Raw genomic sequence first — 21,642 nt, forward strand, 5'->3', positions numbered from 1 at the left:
ACGCGGGCCAGCAGCGAGGATGTGCCGGGTCAGGCTTCCGCCGTTGCTGCCGGGTCCGCCATCGCCGCCTCCGTGGGTGCCGTCTGGCCGTTTCGACCGGCGCGCCGGCGGCGCAGCCAGGTTATCGGGGTCACCTTCTCCAAGGGGAGGAAGCCGGCCATGGCTATCTGGTGCGGGATGAACGAGATCGTGATCAGGCTGAACGTCAGCACGTGGAACAGGTAGAAGCCGGCGATGATGAGGTAGCGCGTTCTCGGTTTCACGAAGAAGACGATCGGGCTGAAGAGCTCGAATCCCACGATGCCGAACTGCGAGACCGTCGTGAAGCCGGGGATCTTCAGCAGCCACTGGGCCAGCAGGGTGCCGCGGCGGATGAAGGACCTCGTCAGGGTGGCGCCGGTCAGCCAGGCCAGGCCGCCGTAGCGGAGCTTGGCGATGGAGGCCAGGAAGTAGGTGCAGATCACGGCGATCTGGGTGGCGCGCAGCGCGAAGCCGCCGGCCTCGGTCGGGGTCTCGTCGCCGTGGCGGGCGCGGCCGGCGGTGGGCAGGACGGCCAGGGCGACCAGCAGGGCGTAGCGGTCGTGGTCGATCTTGCCGTAGCTCATCGCGATGATCATCCACTCGAAGTAGAGGGCGAACACCGTCCAGCCGAGCAGGCGATGGGCGCGGCCGGTGGCGGCCAGCAGCGAGAGCGGGATGAGGGCGTAGTAGATCGTGTTGACGATCAGGTGGGTCGGCGTGGGCAGATGCAGCAGGCGGCCGACGACCAGGGGCTGGTAGAGGTTGCCGGGCAGGTTGCCGTGGCTCTTGATCCAGGCGCTGAAGAACACCAGGTCGAGCGGGATGAACAGGTACACGAGCGTCCGGAACGCGGCGATGCGCGCCTTCGGGACGGGTGCGAACAGCCAGCGCGTCATGGCCGGTACCTCGCCAGAACCACTTCGGTGATCTCCCCCGTCGGCTGTGCGTGGCGCAGGTGGTGCTGCACCTCGACGATGTCCACCTCGACCAGCGGCGGCTTGCCGGGATTGCGCGCCGCGTAGGACTCCCGCACCGAGCGCAGCAGCGACGGGTCGGCCTTGAAGCGCTCGATCTGCGCCTCGATCTCCGCCCGGCGCACCCCGGCGTTGCGCTCGTCGAGCTCGATGCGCCGGCCCGTGGTGTCGACGCCGTCGGTGCGCAGGACCAGCACCGGCTCGTTGGGCTTGTCGGCGGTGGAGAACATGCGAAACGGCGCGAACGGGAACACCGTGTCGTCGCCCCAGAAGGTGCCCGCCAATGTCAGGGCGCCGAAAACGACCGTCGCCGCGACCCGCAGCACGCGCCCCCGAGTGCTCAACCGTTCCATCGGCGCCAGACTTTACCGTACGGCAACCTTGTCACTCTCAGTAGTGAGAGACCTATCACAGTGCGTGATGGCCGCGCTCAAAACGCCGAAGATGTGACGCGCGTCTCTATACGGAGCGTTGCGATGGGGCGGGCGGCGGTACCAAGATACTCACCACAGAGCGTGGGCGGCGGGCGCCAGGGAGGGCCCCGCCGCTCGCTGCGTTTTGTCACACTTGACCGCCTCCTCTATCGATTTCCCGGCCCCGACCTGCATGCTGCGCGAAAGTCATGACAGAGCTGTCAGAGCTGTTCCAGAGGAGTGCGAGATGCAGTTCGGCCGGTACTTCGAGGAGTTCGAAATCGGTGCCGTCTACCGGCACTGGCCGGGCAAGACGGTCACCGAGTACGACGACCATCTGTTCTGCCTGCTGACCATGAACCACCACCCGCTGCACCTCGACGCGCACTACGCCGAGACGTCGACGCACTTCAAGCGCAACGTGGTGGTCGGCAACTACATCTACTCGATCCTGCTGGGCATGTCGGTGCCCGACGTGTCCGGCAAGGCCATCGCCAACCTCGAGGTCGAATCGCTGCGTCACACCGCGCCGACCTTCCATGGCGACACCATCTACGGCGAGACTGTCGTGCTGGACAAGCGCGAGTCGGAGTCGAAGGAAGACCGCGGCGTGGTGACCGTGGAGACCAAGGGTTACAAGCAGGACGGCACCCTCGTCTGCGTCTTCAAGCGGCGGGTGATGGTGCCCAAGAAGTCGCACGCGGGCCCGGAGGCGCCCAGCTTCCCGGAGCCCAAGTCGTAGGAGCGTCAAGGAGGACGGCGTGGGTTTGCTCCGCAGGCTGCTGGGGCGGGAACAGGCATGGGTCGAGCGCTGGGCGGTCTACCCAGGCGAGGTCGGCGGCCGGCTCGCGATGTACAACATCGATCTCGGCGCGGTCGAGGCCGCGCCGGTCACCCGGTTCCCGCAGCGGTACGACGTCGAGTTCGCCTACACCGGCGACGGCGCGAGCGGCATGCCCGCGGCCGCGGAGCTGAACTCCATCCACACCCTGGACGCGGCGGTACGCCAGGTGCTGCGCTCCGCCGGCGGCGCCCTCGTCGGCCGGGTGCTCTCCGACAACGCCGGGCGGATCACCGGGTACCTGCCCGCGAACACCAACCCGCCGCCGCTCCCCCCGATCGACGGCCTCGCCCCGACCGCGGAGGTGTCCAGCGACCCGGGCTGGACCCGGGTCCGCGAGGAGCTCACGCCCGACGCCTGGCAGCGCAACATCATGGACGACAACCAGGTGGTACAGGAACTCGAGGCGCACGGCGACCGGCTCAGCCTGCCGCGGGCGGTGGAGTTCCTGGCCTACTTCCCCGATCCCGAGCGCGCCGAGGCCTCGGCGCAGGAGCTGCGCGAGGACGGTTTCGCGGTGACCGTCGAGCGCGGCGACGAGGGCGACTTCGTGCTGCAGGCCATCCGCCGCGACGCCGTCGAGCCGCCCGCCCTGCACGAGGCCACCTGGAAGGTACGCGGCATCGTCGAGAGCCACGACGGCATCTACGACGGCTGGGGCTGCATGGTCCAAGGCTGAAAGCTAGCCAAGGCTGAAAGCTAGCCAAGGCTGAAAGCTAGCCTGGCTCTTGCTTCGCTCGAGCATCGGTGGGGGGTTCCCACCCCACACCCCCCATGCCGCTTCGCGGCACTTTTGGCTGCGCTTCGCGCCCCTGCGTCCCGTCGCGTTTCCTGCTGCGCTTCACTGCGGTTGGCCAGGTGGCTGTGCTTCACGCCCCTGTGTCCCCTCGCTGTTGTCTGCTGGCGCTTCGCTGTGGTTGGCCAGGTGGCTGTGCTTCGCGCGCCTGCGTCCCGTCGCTGTTGTCTGCTGGCGCTTCACTGCGGTTGGCCAGGTGGATTGCTGCCGGTGGCTGGTGGCGGAAAGAGGCGTTATTGGCGGATTTTTCGGCATACGCTCGGTTGTGGGAGGTTGTCATGTCGAGCCAGCCCGCACCCGGCCCGCCCGGCCGTCCGGCCGTCGGTGTCGACCTGCCGCTGCGGCGGCAGGAGTGGGATCTGCTCGTCCGGCTGCCCCGTACCGTGCTCGTCGCGGCCTGCGCCGGTGACGAGCGCGTGGACGCCGTCGCCGGGGTCGAGGCCATCGCCGCCGGTCAGCGGTCCCGTGCGCTGCTCGTGCGCGGGGTGGTCGCGGCCATCTTCGCCGAGCAGCTGACCGACAGCGACATCGACGCCACGGCCGCCGAGCCGGCCACGGTGCTCGCCGACTGTGGGCACGCCGTGCGGCTGCTGGCCGAGCGGCTCGGCGCGGACGTCGCGCTCGCCTACGGCGAGTGGCTGATGGATATCGCGGCGAGCGTCGGGCGGACCGCCTGGGCGCCCGGGCGGATCCGGCTCGGCGGGGTGGAGATCCAGCTGGCGGAGCGGCGCTTCGTCAACGGGATCGCCCTGGAGCTGGCGCGCGCCCTGCACCGCTGAGCGGGGCCGGCGCGCCCACGAGCGCCGGCCGGGTGGGCTGGATAACCTTCGCACTCGGTCGGCCACCAGGGCCGAAACACGGCCGGGCGGCATCCACGCTGCCGGGAACGTCGTGCCGAAGCAATGGGCACATGCGGTACCGTCGCCGCAAATGGAACCCGAGACGGAGCTTGCGGTCGGGGTCGGGCCCTGGGCAGGTCCCTGGCCCGCCGCGCCACACTACGACCCGCAACTGCTCGCGGACGGCGACCGCCGCAACGTGGTGGACCGCTACCGCTACTGGCGCCTCGAGGCGATCGTGGCCGACCTCGACACCCGCCGGCACCCGTTCCACGTCGCCGTCGAGAACTGGCAGCACGACCTGAACATCGGCACCGTCGTGCGCAACGCCAACGCGTTCCTGGCCGCCGAGGTGCACATCGTCGGGCGGCGTCGGTGGAACCGGCGCGGGGCCATGGTTACGGACCGCTACCAACACGTGCGCCACCACCCCGACGTGACCGAGTTCCTGGAGTGGACCCGGCGGCACGACCTGCCGCTGATCGGCATCGACAACCTGCCCGGCGCGCGGCCGCTGGAGCGGGCCGTGCTGCCGCAGCGATGCGTGCTGCTCTTCGGTCAGGAGGGCCCTGGCCTCTCGGAACCCGCCCGTCTGGCGTGCGGCGCGGTGTACTCGATCGCGCAGTACGGCTCGACCCGGTCGATCAACGCCGGAGTGGCCAGCGGCATCGCCATGCATGCCTGGATCCGGCAGTACGGGGTCGCAAACCCCTGACCGGCCTTACCGTGGGTATATGGGCGTCGCAGTCAGCTGTCCCCGCTGTGGTGGTCCGGTGCGACCGCCGGACCTCATGCACTCCGAGTGGCGATGCGATGTCGACGGGGCGGTACTGCCCCTGCACGTCGCGCAGCACATCGGGGCCGAGATCGTCGACGCGGTCAGAGCGAAGCTGCTCGCCGCGGCGCAGCGGGCCGGGGACAGACGCCCGACCCCGCTGTGGTGCCCCTGGCCGCTGCCGAGCGGCTGGACGGTGACCGGGGTGGGCTGGGTCGGCGACGAGCGTTCCGGGGTCCACGCCACCGCGCTGGCCTGCAGCGGACCAGGGCCGGTCGAGCACGGGCCGGCCGACTGCCTGATCATCGCCGAGGAGCCCGGCGTCGGGCTCGGCACCCGGTTCGCCGGCATTCCGGGCACCGACCCCGGGTCCTTCCTCGACGGCGACCTCGCCACCACCACCGCGCACGCGAAGGTTCGGGCCGCCGGCTGGCCCACCCCGCTGTGGATGGCGAAGTCCCCGGAGGACCGGTGCGCGTACATCGGCGAGGCCGCCGGCATGTGGCTCTACATCGTCACCTGGCCCGCCGCGGCCGGGTATCTCCTGGAGGAGGAGCTCGAGCTGCACGATCTGACCGGTGACGTGCCAACCCATCTCGTCTACGGCGCGCCGTCGCCCTATCTTCACGGCAAGGCGTAGACACCCGCGACTAGGATCAAGCTCCGAGTCGATGCTCGGCACGCGGCGTAACTGCACCCTGAGCCGCGTAGCTGATACGCTGAGTTCACCGGGGCGTTGGTGCGTAGCGCCGCGGGGAGGGGATTGACGGCAATGGTCAAGAAGGTCCTCACCTGGGGAAGCATTGCCTTCCTCATCTTCTTCGTGGCATATCGGCCACAATCGGCCGCCGAGGTGTTCAAGTCCATCGGCGGGGGCATCATGGACATCGCCACCGGATTTGGCGACTTCTTCTCTAGCCTGGTTGCCTGACGTCGATGTCCGCCGGCGCTGAGCCTCCCGAGGACGACCCGAACGTCCGTCGCAACCAGGACCGGGACACGGAGCCGATTCCGCGTGCCCGGCCGGAGTCCCCGCCTGAGCCCCTCTCCGGCCAGCCGTACGCCGGTGAGCCGGTCGGCTACGCCGCGCACGCCGACTACACCACCGACGGTGACGACTTCGTCTCCGCCGCCTACGCCGACCCGCTCACCGACGGCGACTACGCGCGCGGCGGAGGCGGCCGGCAGTATTCCGGCTCCCCGCCCACGTTCTCGCAGGCCGAGTTCGCCCGGCTCCAGGGCGGCGACGCCGGCCCGTCGGTGCCGCCCGGCAGCCGCATGGCGCCACTGGAGGACGAGGCGAGCCGGCACGCGGCCCGCTACCTCTTCCCCACCGAGAAGTTCCGCGGCGAGTGGAAGCGGCACTGGATCCAGCTGGCCAAGGAAGGCCTGATCGCGGCTTTCGCGACGATCGCGATGGGCTACATCGCCGGCTGGCTGACCAAGCACAACCAGACCCAGCTGCGCACCGCGGTGCTGATCATCTGGGCGCTCGCGATCCTCTGGTGCGCGTGGCAGGTCGTCGACTGGTGGTACGACCGCTTCATCCTCACCAACAAGCGGGTCATGGTCGTTTCAGGCATCTTCACCCGCAACGTTGCCATGATGCCGCTCCAGCGGGTCACCGACATGAAATACGTGCAGTCGTTGACGGGCCGCATGTTCGGATACGGTCATTTCGAGCTGGAGTCCGCGGGTCAGGATCAGGCATTGCGCAATATCCGCAACCTGCCCAACCCGAATGAGCTGTATCTGCGGATCGTCGAAGAGATGTACGAGCCGGAGGCAGTCGAGGCGCGCCTCGGCCGCGCGGCCGGCGCCGAAGACGACGGCACCTGAGAGTTCGCTGAAAATGCGCTCCGGGTTGCAACCGGGGCAACCCCCTGTTGCGTCTACGTACGTGGGCGGAGGGGGAGGGGGCGGCCGGTGCCGGACGAAGCAGGGTTCCGCGAAGAAGACTTTCGTGAGTTCGTCACGCTCCGCTCCAAGGCGCTGCTGCGCACCGCCTATCTGCTGGCCGGTGACTGGGCGACCGCCGAAGATCTGCTGCAGATCGCGCTGACGAAGACCTTCCTGGCGTGGAAGCGGCTCGGGCACATCGAGGCCGTCGAGCCGTACGCCCGCCGCGTGCTCGTCAACACCTCGACCAGCTGGTGGCGGCGCCGCTGGCACGGCGAGCGCCCGACCGAGGTGCTCCCCGAAAGCGCGGCCGCCGACCAGCTCGAGGAGAGCCTGGAGCGCGACGCCATGTGGCGGCACGTGCGCGCCCTGCCGAACCGGCAGCGGGCCGTGCTCGTGCTGCGGTACTACGAGGATCAGTCCGAGGCCGAGACAGCGCGCCTGCTCGGCGTGTCGGTCGGCACCGTGAAGAGCCAGACCTCCCGCGCCCTCGCAACGCTGCGCGAGCGACTCAGCGCCGAGGGTGTCCGTCCCGCCACCCAATCCCAGCCCGCCCGTCCGCCGACCGTCCCCAAACCGGCCAAGGTTCCGGCGAGTGTTCCGGCTCTCGAAGGGCCGGAACAACCTTTCATCGAGGCTGAGGCGCTTCTAACCGCGGAGACCGTGGTGCTGCCCACGGAGACCGCCGTCGAAGAGCCGGTGGAAGTCTGACTGGGGACGTGACGATCATGCTGGAAGACGAACTCCGCGAGACGTTCGCGGCCAAGGCGGGCAGTCCCCCGCCCGGGTCGCTCGCGTCGCTGACCGGGGCCGCCGACGCCGCCATCCACGGCGCCGCGCGGGTCCGTCGGCGGCGGCGCACCGCGGTGACCGGCCTGTCCGGTTTCGTCGCCGTAGCGGTGGCCTCGACCGCCTTCGTGCACACGATGGCGGCGGGCACCCCGGGCGGCGTCCCGTACGCGCAGGGCCCCGTCGGCCAGCCCACCACCGAGCATCGCCCGTCGCCCGGGAAATCCCGGAGCCTGCCGGCGGGGCCGGCCGAGATGCGCGAGGTGGAGGCGGTCGGGCCGAGCGCGCAGGCGGCCACCCGGGTCCGGCTGCAGCTGCCGGCCAGAAGCACGGTCACCGCGGCCTACCAGGCCAAGGACGGCTACCTGGTGGTCAACAGCCAGCCCGACGGCGACAAGCAGCTCGTCCTGCAGGACGACAAGGACCAGCAGCAGGTCCTGGTCGACGACGCGAGCAACATCACCGTGGCCAAGGACGGCAAGACGGTGGCGTGGGCGTCGCAGGGCCGGATGAACGTCGGCTCCCGTAGCGGCGACGACAGCGACAAGGTGACCGCCAAGAACTCGGTCCCCGTCCCGGCGGACACCGAGCCGGTCACGTTCGTCGGCACCAACTTGGTGATCAGCAACGACGTCAAGGGCTACGACGTCTGGCACACCGAGCGCACGTATGACCAGACCTGGGACAGCACCGTGGTCCGCGTGTTCGGCGGCACCACGGACAACAAGGGCGTCTACGCGGAGCTCGCCGCGGCCCCGGACGCGCCGATGTGCCTGGCGCTGCTGGAGTTCGACCAGCCGTTCAAGACCAAGTACAGGGTCTGCGGGCTGCCGATGGCGGCCAAGGGCGGCGGACGGATCTCCCCCGACGGGCGCTGGCTCGCCTACCCCGTCGAGGGCCTCAAACAGGTGGCGATCCTCGACCTGACCACGGTCTTCACGGGCGGCAAGGCGAAGGTGTGGAACCTCTCGGTCACCCCGAAGAACGTCTGGCTCAACCCGACGACGTTCGTGGTCGACAACGGCAAGAAGTTCCTCAAGCTCAACCCGGGCGCCAAGACGAGCGAGTACCAGGAGCTGGACCAGGAGAGCGACGGGGCCGTGCTCATCGAGCCCCTCGCCGACCAGTAGCGCCTCTATAGGCTGGGAGCGTGCGGATCGATCTTCACGCCCACTCCACCGCGAGCGACGGCACCTCGACGCCGGCGGAGCTGGTCGCCGAGGCGGCCGCGGCCGGGCTCGACGTCGTCGCGCTGACCGACCACGACACCACGGCGGGCTGGCCGGCCGCGATCGCCGCCCGCCCGCCCGGCCTGGCGCTCGTGCCGGGGGCAGAGCTGTCCTGCCGGTGGCGCGGGGGCGCCTGGCCGATCTCGCTGCACCTGCTGGCGTACCTGTTCGATCCGAGCGAGGTCGCGCTGGCCACGGAGCTGGCGCGGATCCGCCTGTCGCGGGAGACCCGGGCCGAGCGGATGGTCGAGCTGATGCACGCCGACGGCATCGACGTCACCTGGGACGAGGTGCTGCAGGACGCGGCCGGCGGCACCGTCGGCCGCCCGCACCTGGCCCAGGCGCTCATCCGGCGGGGCCTGGTCGGCACGGTCTCCGAGGCGTTCGAACCGCAGTGGCTCGGGCACCGGTACCGGGTGCCGAAGGAGGACCTCGACGTCTTCGTGGCGCTCCGCCTGGTCCTGGACGCCGGCGGGGTGCCGGTCTTCGCCCACCCGCGGGCCAGCGTCCGCGGTCCGATCGTCCCGGACGAGCTCATCGTCGAGATGGCCGGCGCCGGGCTGTTCGGCCTGGAGGCCGACCACACCGACCACAGCCCGGCGGAGCGCGAGCACGTGCGTGCGCTCGCCGGCATGCTCGGCCTGGTCACCACGGGCAGCAGCGACTACCACGGCACCAACAAGACGGTGCGGCTCGGCGCGCGGACCACGGCCCCGGAGGTCCTCGAGCGCATCGCCGCGGCCGGCCGGGGAAGCAGCGTGGTGGGGTGACCACCGAGTACAGCGGCGCCGGCGACCCGCGCCGGAGCATCGACCTGCTATGGGGACAGGTGCCGGCCGCCGCGGCGCGCCGCGGCCCGCGGCCGAAGTTCACCGTGCCGGGGATCGTCGCGGTCGCGGTCGCGCTGGCCGACGCCGAGGGGCTGGCCGCCGTGTCGATGCGCCGGGTCGCGGAGCGGCTCGGCGTCACGGCGATGTCGCTGTACACGTACGTGCCGAGCAAGGCCGAGCTGCTGGACGTCATGGTCGACGCGGTGAGCGGGGAGGCCGTCCGGGACGCCTACGCCGGCACCGGATGGCGCGAGCGGCTGGCCGAGGTCGCGCGGGGCAACTGGGAGCTGTACCGCCGGCATCCGTGGCTGCTGCAGGTCGCCACCAGCCGGCCGGTGCTCGGGCCGAACAGCATCGCGAAGTACGACTTCGAGCTGCGAGCCTTCGAGGGCACCGGGGTGTCCGACGTCGAGACCGACCAGCTGCTGAGCCTGGTGCTGGACTACGTCACCGGCGCGGTGCGCGCCGCCGTGCTGGCCGATCAGGCCGAGCAGCGCACCGGCCGCAGCGAGGCCGAGTGGTGGGCCGCCTACGCGCCGCTGCTCGGCGAGGTGCTCGACCCGGCCCGCTTCCCCACCGCGGCGCGGATCGGGCAGGCGGCCGGCGAGGAGTACGGTGCGGGCGACCCCGGGCGCGCCTTCGACTTCGGGCTCCGGCGGGTGCTCGACGGGATCGCGCTGTTCGTGGGCCGCCCCGAATAGTCGCCGGGGCGGCCCACACAGGATCAGTGCAGCGTCGTGTAGATCGTCTTGGTGAGCGTGCCGTTGGCGTCGTCACCGTCGAGCGACCAGACCATCGCGCCGCCGTAGCCGGACGCGCGGATGAACAGGCCCTTCTGGGCCACAACGACCGGGTCGTCGAAGGTCCAGAACGTGCTGCCGTTGAACAGCCACGCATGGCCGGACTGCAGATCGTGGTACACCTTGTAGCCCTGCTGCGGCAGCGTCGCGAGGGTCTTGTAGTCCTCGTTGCCGGCCGCCCACGTGGCCGGCGCCGGGCCGGTCGCCGGCTGGAACAGGCCGCGGTTGGCGTTGGTCACGCCGGTCCAGCCCTGGCCGTAGTACGGCACGCCCAGCACGAGCTGCTGCTTCGGCGCGCCGCGTTGGGTCCACGCCTTGAGCGCGCTGGCCCCGCTGAAGTCCGGCGTGGTCGGAGCGCCCCGCGGCACGAACAGCGCGGACTGCTGGTTGGTCGTGGTCTCCCAGGTGCCGTGGAAGTCGTAGCCCTGGACGGAGCCGAAGTCGAGGTACTTGAAAATCTTGTTCGCCTCGAAGCCGGCGTCGATCTTGGCGGGCGCGGCCGGCAGGAACGCCGTCAGCGTCGCGTTCTTGCCCAGCTGCTTGCGGAACTCGGCGACGAGCAGCGTGAAGTTCTTCTTGTCCTCGGGCCGGATCACGTTGCCCGGGTTGCCCTCCGAGCCCGGCCACTCCCAGTCGAAGTCGAAGCCGTCGAAGACCCCGGTGGACATGAACGTGTCGATGCACGACTTGACCAGCGCCTTGCGCGACTCGTCGGTCAGCGCGGCGTCGGAGAAGTTCGCCGACAGCGTCCAGCCGCCGAGCGACAGCAGGACCTTGAGGCCCGGGTGCTTCTGCTTGAGCTTGCGGAGCTGGTTGAAGTTGCCGTTGAGCGCCTGGCCCGGCGCGTCGGCGACGCCGTCCACGCTCTCCTCGGCGGAGACCGGGCGCTGGTAGTCCGCCCAGGGGTCGGCGGAGGCGCACTTGCCGGAGGCGTCGACGTTGCCGAAGGCGTAGTTGATGTGGGTCAGCCGCGCGGCCTGCCCGCTCGTCTCGAGGTTCTTGACGTAGTACTGGCGGCCGTAGATGCCCCACTGGATGAAGTACCCGACGCGCTTGAACTGGTCCTGGTGCGCGGCGCCGTGGGCGCCCGCCGCGGTCCCGGGAACGAGGGCCAGCGACGTCGCCGCCAGCGTGGCCGCGAGCCCCGCAGACAGCCCCGTCAGGACTCTGCGTTTGCCCATAAACCCTCCATCTGTAAGGAAAGTTTGCTGTTATTCAGGCAACGTAGGGGTGCCGTTCGACCGCGTCAAGACCCTGGTTTCCGCTCGATACGGGGCGCCCACGACAATCCGGTCGTGGATTTGAAGCTGTTCGGGGAAGTGTTCGTGACGCTCCTGGTCATTCTGGACCCGCCCGGGGCGGTGCCGATCTTCCTCGCGCTCACCGGCCAGATGGAGCGCCGCACCCGCCACCGGGCGGCGCTGCAGGCGGTGGCGCTGGCCTTCGGCGTGATTGTGGCGTTTGCGGTGCTGGGCCGACAGATCCTCGGCTATCTGCACATCGAGCTGCCGGCGCTGCAGGGCGCGGGCGGCCTGCTGCTGTTGCTGGTCGCCCTCGAGCTGCTGACCGGCAAGACCGACGACTCGCGCAACGAGGTCACCTCGAACGTCGCGCTGGTGCCGCTCGGCACGCCGCTGCTGGCCGGGCCGGGCGCGATCGTGGCGACCATGCTGTTCGTGCGGCGCGCCCACGACTTCACCGGGTACTCGGCGATCGCGGTGGGCATCGTCGCCGTCATGATCATCGTGTACCTCGTGCTCCGCTTCTCCGGTCTGCTGGTGCGCGTCCTGCGGCCGAGCGGCATCGAGGTGCTCACCCGGATCGCCGGCCTGCTGGTCGCGGCGATCGCGGTGCAGCTGCTCGCCGACGCGATCGGTGCCTTCGTGACGACGTACCTGCACTCGCCCCATTAGCATCGACGCTTTTCTTTTTGTCGTACCCGGGTGGCAGGATGCTGGGCGTGGAGCAGTTGGGTCTATTCGCGGCACCTCGGAGACTGTTCACCTGCACGCCCAGCAAGCTCGGCAGCTACGAGGACTGTCCGCGCCGCTATCGGTATTCCTACGTCGACCGCCCGGCCCCGCAGAAGGGCCCGCCCTGGGCGCACAACTCGCTGGGCGCGTCGGTGCACACGGCGCTGAAAAACTGGTATGCCCTGCCCGCCGAGCGCCGCACCCCGAACGCGCTGCCCACCCTGCTCAAGGCCACCTGGGTCCGCGAGGGCTACCGCGACGAGGAACAGGAGCGGGAGGTCTACCGGCGCGCCCTCGACTGGCTGGAGTCCTATGTGGAGGATCTCGATCCGGCCGACGATCCGGTGGGCGTGGAGCGCACGGTGGCGGCCCGCACCGAGACGCTGGCGCTGTCGGGGCGGGTGGACCGCATCGACCAGCGCGGTGACGAGCTGGTGATCGTTGACTACAAGACGGGGCGGGCCGGGGCGACGCCCGACGACGCCCGGGGGTCGCGGGCGCTGGCGCTGTATGCGATCGCGACGGCGCGGGTGTTCCGGCGGGAGTGCCATCGGGTGGAGCTGCACCATCTGCCCAGCGGGACGGTGGCGGCGCACGAGCACACGGCCGAGTCGCTGGCGCGGCACCTGCGGCGGGCCGAGGAGACCGCGGCGGACATCGTGGCCGCGGAGTCGGCGTTGGCCTCGGGAGGAGCGGCTCCGGACGACGCGTTTCCCGCCCTCGCCGGCCCGCGCTGCTCCTGGTGCGACTATCGGAAGGTTTGTCCGGACGGGGCGTCCGCGGCGCCCAAGGAGCCCTGGGCGGCCGTTTGAAAGAAGGTCCGCGTGCGTTACGGGATTGACGTCTGCACGCTCGGGGAGTTTGCCGAGCCCCGGCGGGTCGTCGAGGTCGCGCGTGCGGCCGAGGCGGCCGGGTGGGAGGCGTTGTTCGTCTGGGACCATCTCGCCTTTGCCTGGGGCGTTCCCTCCGCCGATCCCTGGGTGGTGCTCGCGGCCGTCGCGCAGGCTACCGATCGGCTGCTGCTCGGCACCGCGGTCACTCCCCTGCCTCGCCGGCGGCCCGCCGTCGTGGCCAGCGCCGTGGCCACGCTTGACCGGCTCAGCAACGGCCGCGTTGTGCTCGGGGTGGGGATCGGGGGCGTGGCCGTCGAGTATGCGGCCTTCGGGGAGGACGCCGGCGAGCGCTCCCGCGCCGAGCGGCTCGATGAAGGGCTCTCCGTCGTGGCGGGGCTGCTCAGCGGGGACCGGGTCACGCACGCCGGGGTGCACTACACCGTCGACGGGGTGGTGCTCGCGCCGCCGCCCGTGCAGCGGCCTCGGGTGCCCATCTGGGTCGGGGGGCACAGCCGGGCGGCGTTGCGACGGGCGGCGCGTTACGACGGTTGGATCGCGGCCGGGGACGACGAGAGCGGGGCGATGACCATGTCGCCCGAGGCCGTGCGTGAGTCCGTCGGGCAGCTCTCGCGGCACCGTGGCGGCGATGGCGGAGCGTTCGCGGTGGCCCTGGTCGGGGCTTCGCGCGGGCCGGATGACAGCGTGTTCGCGGCCTACGAAGAGGCCGGCGTCACCTGATGGCTCGAGCACGTCCACGGGCGGCGGATGACCTACGACGAGCTCCTCGCGCGGGTCTCGGCCGGCCCGCCGGACGTCAGAAGCCAGCCATGACGATCGGGACGCCGCAGAGGATCAGCAGCTCCGTATAGCCGATGACCATCGCCGCCAGGGCCAGGCCGGCGCCGGGGCGGCGTTCTCGGCGGCACTGAGACCACGCGATGTGGCCCATGAGGATGCCGAAAGGGGGTAACAATACGGCGCAGGCCAACGCTGCCACCGACATGCCGTTCACGCGCACCTGAGAACCATTTCACAGGGTGATGTGGACCGGTCACATTGGCCTGGGGGCGGAAAACTCCGATACTTCGGGGATACCCGCCGGTAACTTGGCTGACCAACGGAGGTCTTTCCGACATGGCTCGTCTTGCTCGGACACCCGGGCTTACCGATGTACAGCAGTCGATGCTCGAGACCGTCCGTGAGTTCGTCGACAAGGAGATCATTCCGCACGCGCAGCGGCTCGAACACGAGGACGTCTACCCGGCCGACATCGTGGCGGGCATGCGGGAGATGGGGCTGTTCGGGCTCACGATCGCCGAGGAGTTCGGCGGGCTCGGCGAGTCCCTGCTGACCTACGCGCTGGTCGTCGAGGAGCTCTCGCGCGGCTGGATGTCCGTGTCCGGCATCGTCAACACGCACTTCATCGTGGCCTACCTCGTCTCCCAGCACGGCTCCGAGGAGCAGCAGCGGCGGCTGCTGCCCCGGATGGCGACCGGCGAGGTGCGCGGCGCATTCTCGATGTCCGAGCCCGGCACCGGGTCCGACGTCGCCGCGATCCGCACCAAGGCCGTCCCGGACGGCGACGACTGGGTGCTCGACGGGCAGAAGATGTGGCTGACCAACGGCGCGTACTCGTCCGTCGTGGCCACCCTGGTCAAGACCGACCTCGGCGCCGAGTCGGTGTACGGCAACATGACCACGTTCCTGCTCGAGAAGGACCCCGGGTTCGGGCTCAACGAGCGGCTACCGGGGCTGAACATCCCCGGGAAGATCGAGAAGATGGGGTACAAGGGCGTCGAGACCACCGAGATGGTGCTCGACGGGGTCCGGGTGCCCGGCTCGGCCGTGTTGGGCGGCGCCGAGAAGGTGGGGCGCGGCTTCTATCAGATGATGGACGGCATCGAGGTCGGGCGGGTCAACGTGGCCGCGCGGGCCTGCGGGATCTCGATCCGCGCGTTCGAGCTGGCCATCGCGTACGCCCAGCAGCGCCAGACCTTCGGCGCACCGCTGGTCAAGCACCAGGCGATCGCCTTCAAGCTGGCCGAGATGGCCACGAAGATCGAGGCGGCGCACGGGCTGATGGTCAGCGCCGCGCGGCTGAAGGACGCCGGGCACCGCAACGACGTCGAGGCCGGCATGGCGAAGCTGCTGGCGAGCGAGTACTGCGCCGAGGTCGTCCAGGAGGCGTTCCGCATCCACGGCGGCTACGGCTACTCGAAGGAGTACGAGATCGAGCGGCTGATGCGCGAGGCGCCGTTCCTGCTCATCGGCGAGGGCACCTCGGAGATCCAGAAGACCATCATCAGCCGGGGTCTGCTGCGGGAATACGGGATCCGCTAGACGAGCGTGATCGCGTGCACCGCGCGGACGACCGCGATGCAGCTGTTCTCCACGAAGTCCACGCCCGCGGCCTCGGCCAGCGCGCGGCCCTCCGGCGAAGAGATGTCCTGCTGCAGCCAGACCGCCGGCGCCCCGATGGCGAGCGCCTCCTTGACCACTCCGGTGGCGTCCTCGGACGGCCGGAACACGTTGACCAGGTCGACCGGGAACGGGATGTCGGCGAGCGTCCGGTAGCAGCGCTCGCCGAAGATCTCGTCGGCGAACGGGTTGACGGGCACGATGCGCCATCCGTGCCGCTGGATCTGCAGCGGTACCGAATGTGCGGTCTTCATGCGGTCCCGGGAGGCGCCCACGACGGCGATGGTCCGGGCCTCGCGCAGGATCTGTTCAGCGGTGCGCATGTGTCGACGTTAGCGCGCGGCGATGTCAGCCGGCCGCGAGGCGCTGCGGCCCCACGACGATGGGTCGCGGGCCACCGCGCAGCCCGGCCGCGAGCCGGGCGCTCAGCAGCAGCCCGTGCACGCGCTGGGCCTCCTCGGCCTGGCCGATCGCGGCGCGATGCTCCGGGTGCGACTGGCAGTACCCGAGCAGATCCATGAGGAAGAGCAGGTTCGCGTCGACGTCGGCCGGGCGCAGTGTCACCGGGCGGCGACGGCCCGCGATCAGCACGTCCAGCCGCGGATTCGCCGGCTCGCCGTTGAGCTCGACGCCGCCGATCCGCTCCCAGGCGTACCGCTTGCCGTGCACCTCGATCCCGGTCGCGCTCAGCCGCAGCGCGGGCGTGCGCCGGACCAGCCGTGTGACCAACCGCACGCCGACGCCGAGCGGTATGAGCGCGACGACGGCGGTGGCGCCGATCATGAACGGGTCGGGCGTGGCCGTACCGAACAGCACTATGAGGATGATCAGCGTCGTGAAGGCGAAGGCCTGCCCGGCGCGCGCCGGGGCGAGCCCGGGCCACGGGTGGAACTCCCAGCCGGGCCGGGCCGGCGGCTCCCCGCGCCGACGCCGGTAGGCGAGCACCCGGTATGCGCCGGAGAGGGCGAGCGCGGCCGCGCCGCCGTAGAAGTAGCCGCCGGGGCTGAGCGCCTGCGCCAGCGTGACGGCGCCGAGGACGATCAGCGACGGCACGACGACCCAGTGCCAGCGCATGGTCCGATGTTACGGGAGGCGCGCCACCCGTCGCGTCGGGCGATCAGGTGGGCTGGCGGGCCAGGGCGCCGCGCAGCCGGTCGAGCTCCTCGGGCGTGCCGATCGCGGGCCGGCGCTCCGGGTGGTCGAGGTACGAGTGGATCGAGCGGAAGAGGAACCACAGCGACACGTCGAGCGGGACCACCTGGCCCGGCTGAAAGCGCCTGATCGGCCGCCCGCGCACCAGCTCCGGGTGGGCGAGCGTCCACTGGGGACTCTCCGGCCCGCCCTCGAGCGCGGCCCACGGCACGAACGTGCGCCCGCCGTCGATCGCGACCCCGGCCGGTGTGATCACCAGCGGCCCGCTGCGGATCATGCGGAACAGCAGCAGGGCCACGGCGAAGGCGTTGAGCACCAGGATCGCCCAGGCCAGCGTCGGCACGATCCGGCCCGGCACCCGCAGGCCGTTGATCGCCATGAGCAGCAGCGCGGCGCTGAGCAGCCCGTTGAAGACGCACTGCCGGCGAAACGTGGGCCGGGCCGCGAAGGCCGCGTGCCCGTCGAAGACCACCAGCCGGAACGTCGAGGGCCCGCGCGTGGACCGGGTGAGCTGGACGAGCCCGACGACGATGCCCAGGGTGGTCAGCGGCTGCAGGACCAGCAGCAGCGGCAGGAACGCCTCGGGCTCGTCGGCGAGCAGCACGAAGCCGACGGCCGACCCGACGACGACCGGCGGCCCGAGTAGGACCGCATAGTCACCGGTTCGCCCCATACCGCCGAGCCTAGCCAGCCAACCTGATGATTGGCTGACTGTGCCGTCGGAGCTGCTGTGGATTACCTCGGCGCTAACGGTACTGGGCCTCCCGCACGCTGTTGCCGCCGTCGACGACAAGCATCTGGCCGGTGATGTACGAGGCGCCGGGCGAGCAAAGGAACGCGATGGTGGCCGCGACCTCCTCCGGCGTGCCGGGGCGCCCCATCGGCGTGCCGAAGCCCTGCTTGAGCTCCACGAGCGTCGACGCGCCGGTGTGGATGATGCCGGGCGCGACCGCGTTGACCGTGATGCCGTCGGCGACGAGCTCCATCGCCAGCGCCCGGGTGAGCCCGACCACGCCGGCCTTCGCGGCCGCGTAACCGGCCTCGGCGGGCAGCGCGTTGACCGGGCCGGCGGTGGCGGCGAGGTTGACGATCCGGCCCCAGCCGTGCTCGGCCATGCCGCCCACGAAGGCCCGGCTGACCAGGAACGCCGTGGTGAGGTTGCGGTCGATCTCGGCGCGCCACTCGTCGTAGGTCAGCTGCGCCACCGGGCGCAGCACCTCGGGGCTCGCCTTGCTGGCCAGGCCGGCGTTGTTGACCAGGATGTCCACCGCGCCGAGCTGGTCGTTGATCGCGTCGGCCAGGGCGCCGACCTCGGCCTCGACGGTGAGGTCGGCGACGAACCCGATGACGCCGAGCTCGCTGGCCCGGTCGTGGATGCGCCGGGTGGTCGAGACGATCGCGACCGCGGCACCCATCTGCTTGAGCCGGCGGGCGGACGCATAGCCGATGCCGTCGGGGCTGCCCGCGCCGGTGACCAGGGCGACCCGCCCGTCGAGCCGGTCGACGGCGGTCGGGGCCTCCTCGCCGGCGGGGTCGCCGGCGAGCTCGGGACCGCTGGAGGGTACGGCCCGCAAGGTGCGCCGCGCGGAGGTGGGCCGGCTCGCATCGCGCCGGCCGCTCTTACCCGCGGGGCCGCTGGAACGTAGGTCGGGTGCCATAGGGCAAATCCTGCCTTCCGGATCCACCGGCGGGCAATGCGACGCGCGTTTTCTCAGTTCGCCGGGGTGAACGCGGTGGTGCGTTTCATCCCTGCGGCCCGGCCCTTCGCCGAGATGACCAGCGCCATCTTGCGGGACGCCTCGTCGATCATCTCGTCGCCGAGCATGACCGCGCCGAGCTTGCCGCCGGCCTCGGAGGTGGCGTAGTCGTACGCGTCGAGGATGAGCTCGGCGTGGTCGTAGTCCTCCTGCCCGGGTGAATACACCTCGTTGGCCGCGTCGATCTGGCCCGGGTGCAGCACCCACTTGCCGTCGAAGCCGAGCGCGGCGCTGCGCCGGGCGACCTCGCGGAACGCGTCGACGTCGCGGATCTGCAGGAACGGTCCGTCGATCGCCTGCAGGTCATGCATGCGGGCGGCCATGAGGATGCGCATGAGGATGTAGTGGTAGGGGTCGCCCGGGTAGTCGGGGATCAGCGCGCCGACGACCAGCGACTTCATGTTGATGGAGGCCATGAAGTCGGCCGGGCCGAAGATGATCGTCTCGATCCGCTTGCTGGCGGCGGCGATCGCGTCGACGTTGACCAGGCCGGCTGCGTTCTCGATCTGCGCCTCGATGCCGATCTTCCCGACCGGCAGGCCGATGGTCTTCTCGATCTGGGTCAGCGTCAGGTCCAGCCACTCGATCTGGCCGGCGCCCTGCACCTTGGGCAGCATGATGCAGTCGAGGTTGTCGCCGGCGCCCTCGACGACCTCGATGACGTCGCGGTACGTCCACGGCGTCGTCAGGTCGTTGACCCGCACGACGCGGGTCTTGCCGGCCCAGCCGCCGTCGTTGAGCGCGGCCACGATGTTCTTGCGGGCGTCCGGCTTGGCCAGCGGCGCGACCGCGTCCTCCAGATCGAGGAAGACCTGGTCGGCGGGCAGGCCCTGAGCCTTGCCGAGCATCTTCACGCTCGACCCGGGAACGGCGAGGCACGAGCGGCGCGGTCGTCCGAGGGCGGCCATGGCGGGGCTCCTTAGCGAAGGTTCAGGCGGCTACCTCACGGTAACCTCGTCGCGTGAGTACGCAGAATGCCCCTGTGGGAGATCTCACCGGCCGTACGGTGGTGATCACCGGGGCGAGTTCCGGAATCGGCCTCGCCGCCGCCATTGACATGGCCCGCCGCGGCGCCAACACGGTCCTCGTGGGCCGCGATCCGGCCCGCCTAGAGACCGCCGCCGCGGCTGTGCGGGAGGCGGGCGGGCGCACGGTCCCGGCGTACCGCAGCGACTTCGCGAAGCTCGACGACGTGCACGTGCTGGTCGATCACCTGCGCCAGCGGTACGAGCGCATCGACGTGCTGGCCAACAACGCCGGCGGGGTGGTGCGCGGCCACGTCGTGACCGCCGACGGGTTCGAGGCGACCCTGCAGACCAACCACCTGGCCGCGTTCCTGCTCAGCAACCTCCTGCGCGAGCAGCTGCGGGGCGGCCGCATCATCAACACCGCCTCCGGCGCGCACGCGATGGGCGCGCTCGACCCCGGCGACCTGCGCGGCGCCCGCAGGCGCGGGATGTGGCGGCAGTACGGCTCGGCCAAGCAGGCAAACATCCTGTTCGCGGCGGAGGCGGCGCGCCGCTGGCCGGACATCATGTCGGCGTCGTACCACCCGGGGTTCGTCCGCAGCCGCTTCGGCTCGACGATCGGCATCAACGTGATGGCCCGGCTCGCGCCGTTCGCGCGCTCCCCCGAGCGCGGCGCCGACACGCTGGTCTGGCTGGCGGCGACGCCACGGGTGCAGCTCACCTCGGGCGGGTACTACATCGACCGCAAGCTCGCGCGGCCAACGAAGGAGACCGCGGATCCGGCCCTGGCCGCCCGGCTGTGGGACGAGAGCCTCAGCGCCGTGGGTCTCGCGTAGCGCCACGGACCTTGTGCAGCCGGAACGGGCGGCGCGGGATGCGCGTCGCCGGGGTCGGCCGCGGCGGCGCGGCCTGGGCGTCGTCGGGCAGCTCGGCGCCGCCGCCGGCCGGGGTCAGCCGGCTCACCACGCACCGCTCGGCCCACGCCCGGGCCAGGTCCTCGGCCCCGCCGGCGCCGTTGAGCCGCTTGCCGGCCAGCTGCGGCACGAGCTCGGCCCACGCCTCGTCCGCCGGGGTGATCCGGCTCACGTCGGCGGGGAAGGTGACGATCCGCCCGCCGTGGTCGCCGCGCAGGCTCACCTCGACGGCGGCCGCCTCGGCCAGTCCGGGGACGGCCTGCTCCCCCTCGCCGCTGACGACCAGCAGCGCGCCGCCGAGCCACGCGCACCACACCAGGGTCGCCGGGCGCCCGCCGGCGGCGACCCAGGCGACGGCGGCCTTCTTCGCCGCCTCCTCGACCAGCGCGTCCATACCACCATCCAATCACGCCTCCGATCACGGCGGCAGGGCCGCGCGGGGCGCGTGGTCGTGGAACTCGGTCGAGCCGTACCGCTGCGCGATCAGCCCGGCGGGCCACTCCGGCGCCGCCCAGCCGCCCTTGCGCAGCAGCGCGGCGAGGAACTGCTCGGGGTCGGGCAGCTTGACCCAGACCGACGGCAGGAACGTCGCCCGCCGCCCGTCGTCGGTGATGATGAGCCCGTCGACGCCCGGGCGTAACGCGGCCAGCAGTTCCTCGCGGCTCGCCGCCGGGATCGGCTCCGGCGCACCGAGCACCGACACCTTCACGTCCAACGCCGGCCAGTCGGCGATGGTGACCGGGGGCAGCCGCGGGTCGTTCATCGCGCGCAGCGCGTTGTGGACCACGTCGTGGTGCAGCGCCCGGACCGGCTCCAGGCTGCCGACGCAGCCGCGCAGCGCGCCGCCGCACTCGAGGGTCACGAACGAGGCGCCGTCGTCGTGCAGCGGGCTGCCGGGCGGGATCCGCGCGGCGAGACGTCCACAGGTGAGCCGTGCGTGGACCGCGTCCGCCGCCAGGCGGGCGAGCAAGCGGCCATCCGTCAGCGACAGCGTCGCCGTCACGGTCACGCCACCAGGATAGGCGCCCCGACCAGCTCCGGTACCCGCTCGAGCGATTCGATCGACGCGCCCCGCCAGTCCGGCTCGGCGTGGAAGGTCAGGTGACCGCCCAGGTCGGGGGCGCGCAGCTGGACGGCGGTGAGCCCGACGGCCTCGCGCAGCTGGGCGGTGGTCGGCTCGACGCCGAGCTCGGCGCCGAGCCGGCGTAAGCCCGCGAAGTGGCCGCCGTATGCGCCGCGGATGCGCTCGTCGTAGGTCCGGTCCAGCAGCGCGAGCCATTCGGCCGGGTCGACGCCGAGCACCTCGGCGGTGCGGCGATGGCCGCCACCACGGTGAACGGCACGGGTACACGTGTTGAAGTAGTTAAAACAGACGGCTTCGATCACCGTTCGGCCTCCCTCAAATCATCCGAACGGTCTGC

General features: G+C 71.1%; 28 protein-coding genes. 16 read left to right on the forward strand and 12 right to left on the reverse strand.

Going from position 1 to position 21,642, the window contains the following annotated elements; translation table 11 throughout:
* Positions 1–29: 29 nt before the first annotated feature.
* Both ACGFI8_RS05560 and ACGFI8_RS05565 read right to left on the reverse strand, forming a co-directional pair.
* A complete protein-coding gene (locus ACGFI8_RS05560; protein ID WP_392800405.1) occupies positions 30–917 on the reverse strand; it encodes an MFS transporter permease in 888 nt (295 codons plus the stop codon).
* Positions 914–1,339: a hypothetical protein gene (locus tag ACGFI8_RS05565; RefSeq protein WP_392800407.1), complete on the reverse strand. Its 426-nt coding sequence runs from the start codon at positions 1,337–1,339 to the stop codon at positions 914–916. The genes ACGFI8_RS05560 and ACGFI8_RS05565 overlap by 4 nt, the downstream gene beginning before the upstream one ends.
* A gap of 316 nt (positions 1,340–1,655) precedes the next feature.
* On the opposite strand from ACGFI8_RS05565, the gene ACGFI8_RS05570 reads away from it, so the two are divergent.
* The 11 genes from ACGFI8_RS05570 to ACGFI8_RS05620 all read left to right on the forward strand — a co-directional run bounded on the left by ACGFI8_RS05570 (position 1,656) and on the right by ACGFI8_RS05620 (position 10,107).
* Positions 1,656–2,150: a MaoC family dehydratase gene (locus tag ACGFI8_RS05570; protein WP_392800409.1), complete on the forward strand. Its 495-nt coding sequence runs from the start codon at positions 1,656–1,658 to the stop codon at positions 2,148–2,150.
* A 19-nt stretch (positions 2,151–2,169) separates the two neighbouring features.
* Positions 2,170–2,928, forward strand: coding sequence for a DUF695 domain-containing protein (locus ACGFI8_RS05575; protein ID WP_392800412.1), 759 nt, complete (start codon positions 2,170–2,172; stop codon positions 2,926–2,928).
* Positions 2,929–3,323: 395 nt separating this feature from the next.
* A complete protein-coding gene (locus ACGFI8_RS05580; protein ID WP_392800414.1) occupies positions 3,324–3,824 on the forward strand; it encodes a hypothetical protein in 501 nt (166 codons plus the stop codon).
* 151 nt (positions 3,825–3,975) lie between these two features.
* Positions 3,976–4,599, forward strand: coding sequence for a TrmH family RNA methyltransferase (locus tag ACGFI8_RS05585; protein WP_392800416.1), 624 nt, complete (start codon positions 3,976–3,978; stop codon positions 4,597–4,599).
* A gap of 19 nt (positions 4,600–4,618) precedes the next feature.
* Positions 4,619–5,299, forward strand: coding sequence for a DUF6758 family protein (locus ACGFI8_RS05590; RefSeq protein ID WP_392800419.1), 681 nt, complete (start codon positions 4,619–4,621; stop codon positions 5,297–5,299).
* A gap of 132 nt (positions 5,300–5,431) precedes the next feature.
* Entirely contained in the window at positions 5,432–5,590 is a 159-nt protein-coding gene (locus ACGFI8_RS05595) for a hypothetical protein (protein ID WP_203853873.1), read from the forward strand.
* Between the two features lie 5 nt (positions 5,591–5,595).
* Positions 5,596–6,498, forward strand: a complete 903-nt coding sequence (locus tag ACGFI8_RS05600; RefSeq protein ID WP_392800421.1) for a PH domain-containing protein — start codon at positions 5,596–5,598, stop codon at positions 6,496–6,498.
* A gap of 87 nt (positions 6,499–6,585) precedes the next feature.
* Positions 6,586–7,269 carry a SigE family RNA polymerase sigma factor gene (locus ACGFI8_RS05605; protein ID WP_392800423.1) on the forward strand — a complete coding sequence of 228 codons (684 nt, stop codon included), beginning with the start codon at positions 6,586–6,588 and terminating at the stop codon, positions 7,267–7,269.
* A 17-nt stretch (positions 7,270–7,286) separates the two neighbouring features.
* Complete coding sequence (locus tag ACGFI8_RS05610) at positions 7,287–8,477, forward strand: hypothetical protein (RefSeq protein ID WP_392800426.1); 1,191 nt, start codon at positions 7,287–7,289, stop codon at positions 8,475–8,477.
* Positions 8,478–8,497: 20 nt separating this feature from the next.
* Positions 8,498–9,346, forward strand: a complete 849-nt coding sequence (locus ACGFI8_RS05615; RefSeq protein ID WP_392800429.1) for a PHP domain-containing protein — start codon at positions 8,498–8,500, stop codon at positions 9,344–9,346.
* Positions 9,343–10,107, forward strand: a complete 765-nt coding sequence (locus ACGFI8_RS05620) for a TetR/AcrR family transcriptional regulator (protein ID WP_392800431.1) — start codon at positions 9,343–9,345, stop codon at positions 10,105–10,107. The genes ACGFI8_RS05615 and ACGFI8_RS05620 overlap by 4 nt, the downstream gene beginning before the upstream one ends.
* Positions 10,108–10,130: 23 nt before the next feature.
* Here the strand turns inward: ACGFI8_RS05620 and ACGFI8_RS05625 are convergent, their stop codons facing one another.
* The gene (locus ACGFI8_RS05625; protein ID WP_392800434.1) at positions 10,131–11,387 is read right to left on the reverse strand and encodes a glycoside hydrolase family 18 protein; all 1,257 of its coding nucleotides are present in this window, start codon (positions 11,385–11,387) and stop codon (positions 10,131–10,133) included.
* A gap of 114 nt (positions 11,388–11,501) precedes the next feature.
* On the opposite strand from ACGFI8_RS05625, the gene ACGFI8_RS05630 reads away from it, so the two are divergent.
* The 3 genes from ACGFI8_RS05630 to ACGFI8_RS05640 are packed head-to-tail and all read left to right on the forward strand — an operon-like array spanning position 11,502 to position 13,750.
* The gene (locus tag ACGFI8_RS05630) at positions 11,502–12,119 is read left to right on the forward strand and encodes a MarC family protein (RefSeq protein WP_392800435.1); all 618 of its coding nucleotides are present in this window, start codon (positions 11,502–11,504) and stop codon (positions 12,117–12,119) included.
* 38 nt (positions 12,120–12,157) lie between these two features.
* Positions 12,158–12,991: a RecB family exonuclease gene (locus ACGFI8_RS05635; protein WP_392800437.1), complete on the forward strand. Its 834-nt coding sequence runs from the start codon at positions 12,158–12,160 to the stop codon at positions 12,989–12,991.
* 12 nt (positions 12,992–13,003) lie between these two features.
* Positions 13,004–13,750: an LLM class flavin-dependent oxidoreductase gene (locus ACGFI8_RS05640; protein ID WP_392800439.1), complete on the forward strand. Its 747-nt coding sequence runs from the start codon at positions 13,004–13,006 to the stop codon at positions 13,748–13,750.
* A gap of 76 nt (positions 13,751–13,826) precedes the next feature.
* Here the strand turns inward: ACGFI8_RS05640 and ACGFI8_RS05645 are convergent, their stop codons facing one another.
* Positions 13,827–14,030, reverse strand: coding sequence for a DUF4190 domain-containing protein (locus ACGFI8_RS05645; RefSeq protein ID WP_392800441.1), 204 nt, complete (start codon positions 14,028–14,030; stop codon positions 13,827–13,829).
* A 116-nt stretch (positions 14,031–14,146) separates the two neighbouring features.
* Between ACGFI8_RS05645 and ACGFI8_RS05650 the strand changes: the two genes are divergently transcribed.
* Positions 14,147–15,352 (forward strand): acyl-CoA dehydrogenase family protein, encoded by a 1,206-nt coding sequence (locus ACGFI8_RS05650; RefSeq protein ID WP_392800442.1) that lies wholly within the window; start codon positions 14,147–14,149, stop codon positions 15,350–15,352.
* Here the strand turns inward: ACGFI8_RS05650 and ACGFI8_RS05655 are convergent.
* The 5 genes from ACGFI8_RS05655 to ACGFI8_RS05675 form a co-directional block, all read right to left on the reverse strand.
* Complete coding sequence (locus ACGFI8_RS05655) at positions 15,349–15,753, reverse strand: CoA-binding protein (RefSeq protein ID WP_392800444.1); 405 nt, start codon at positions 15,751–15,753, stop codon at positions 15,349–15,351. The genes ACGFI8_RS05650 and ACGFI8_RS05655 overlap by 4 nt on opposite strands.
* 25 nt (positions 15,754–15,778) lie before the next feature.
* Entirely contained in the window at positions 15,779–16,504 is a 726-nt protein-coding gene (locus tag ACGFI8_RS05660) for a hypothetical protein (protein ID WP_392800445.1), read from the reverse strand.
* A gap of 43 nt (positions 16,505–16,547) precedes the next feature.
* Entirely contained in the window at positions 16,548–17,255 is a 708-nt protein-coding gene (locus ACGFI8_RS05665) for a hypothetical protein (protein WP_392800447.1), read from the reverse strand.
* Positions 17,256–17,328: 73 nt separating this feature from the next.
* On the reverse strand, positions 17,329–18,240 hold the full coding sequence (locus tag ACGFI8_RS05670; protein ID WP_392800448.1) for an SDR family NAD(P)-dependent oxidoreductase: 912 nt from the start codon (positions 18,238–18,240) through the stop codon (positions 17,329–17,331).
* Between the two features lie 53 nt (positions 18,241–18,293).
* Positions 18,294–19,247 carry an HpcH/HpaI aldolase/citrate lyase family protein gene (locus tag ACGFI8_RS05675; protein ID WP_392800449.1) on the reverse strand — a complete coding sequence of 318 codons (954 nt, stop codon included), beginning with the start codon at positions 19,245–19,247 and terminating at the stop codon, positions 18,294–18,296.
* Between the two features lie 74 nt (positions 19,248–19,321).
* On the opposite strand from ACGFI8_RS05675, the gene ACGFI8_RS05680 reads away from it, so the two are divergent.
* Positions 19,322–20,143: an SDR family NAD(P)-dependent oxidoreductase gene (locus tag ACGFI8_RS05680; RefSeq protein WP_392801206.1), complete on the forward strand. Its 822-nt coding sequence runs from the start codon at positions 19,322–19,324 to the stop codon at positions 20,141–20,143.
* Here the strand turns inward: ACGFI8_RS05680 and ACGFI8_RS05685 are convergent.
* The 3 genes from ACGFI8_RS05685 to ACGFI8_RS05695 are packed head-to-tail and all read right to left on the reverse strand — an operon-like array spanning position 20,121 to position 21,607.
* Entirely contained in the window at positions 20,121–20,615 is a 495-nt protein-coding gene (locus ACGFI8_RS05685; RefSeq protein ID WP_392800451.1) for a hypothetical protein, read from the reverse strand. The two genes, ACGFI8_RS05680 and ACGFI8_RS05685, sit on opposite strands and share 23 nt — an antisense overlap.
* Before the next feature lie 24 nt (positions 20,616–20,639).
* Complete coding sequence (gene amrA, locus ACGFI8_RS05690; protein WP_392800452.1) at positions 20,640–21,230, reverse strand: AmmeMemoRadiSam system protein A; 591 nt, start codon at positions 21,228–21,230, stop codon at positions 20,640–20,642.
* Complete coding sequence (locus ACGFI8_RS05695) at positions 21,227–21,607, reverse strand: hypothetical protein (protein ID WP_392800454.1); 381 nt, start codon at positions 21,605–21,607, stop codon at positions 21,227–21,229. Before ACGFI8_RS05695 ends, amrA begins: the two co-directional genes overlap by 4 nt.
* Between the last annotated feature and the right edge of the window lie 35 nt (positions 21,608–21,642).

Origin of the sequence: Dactylosporangium sp. NPDC048998 (assembly GCF_043197855.1) — a bacterium.
Classification (GTDB): Bacteria; Actinomycetota; Actinomycetes; order Mycobacteriales; family Micromonosporaceae; genus Dactylosporangium.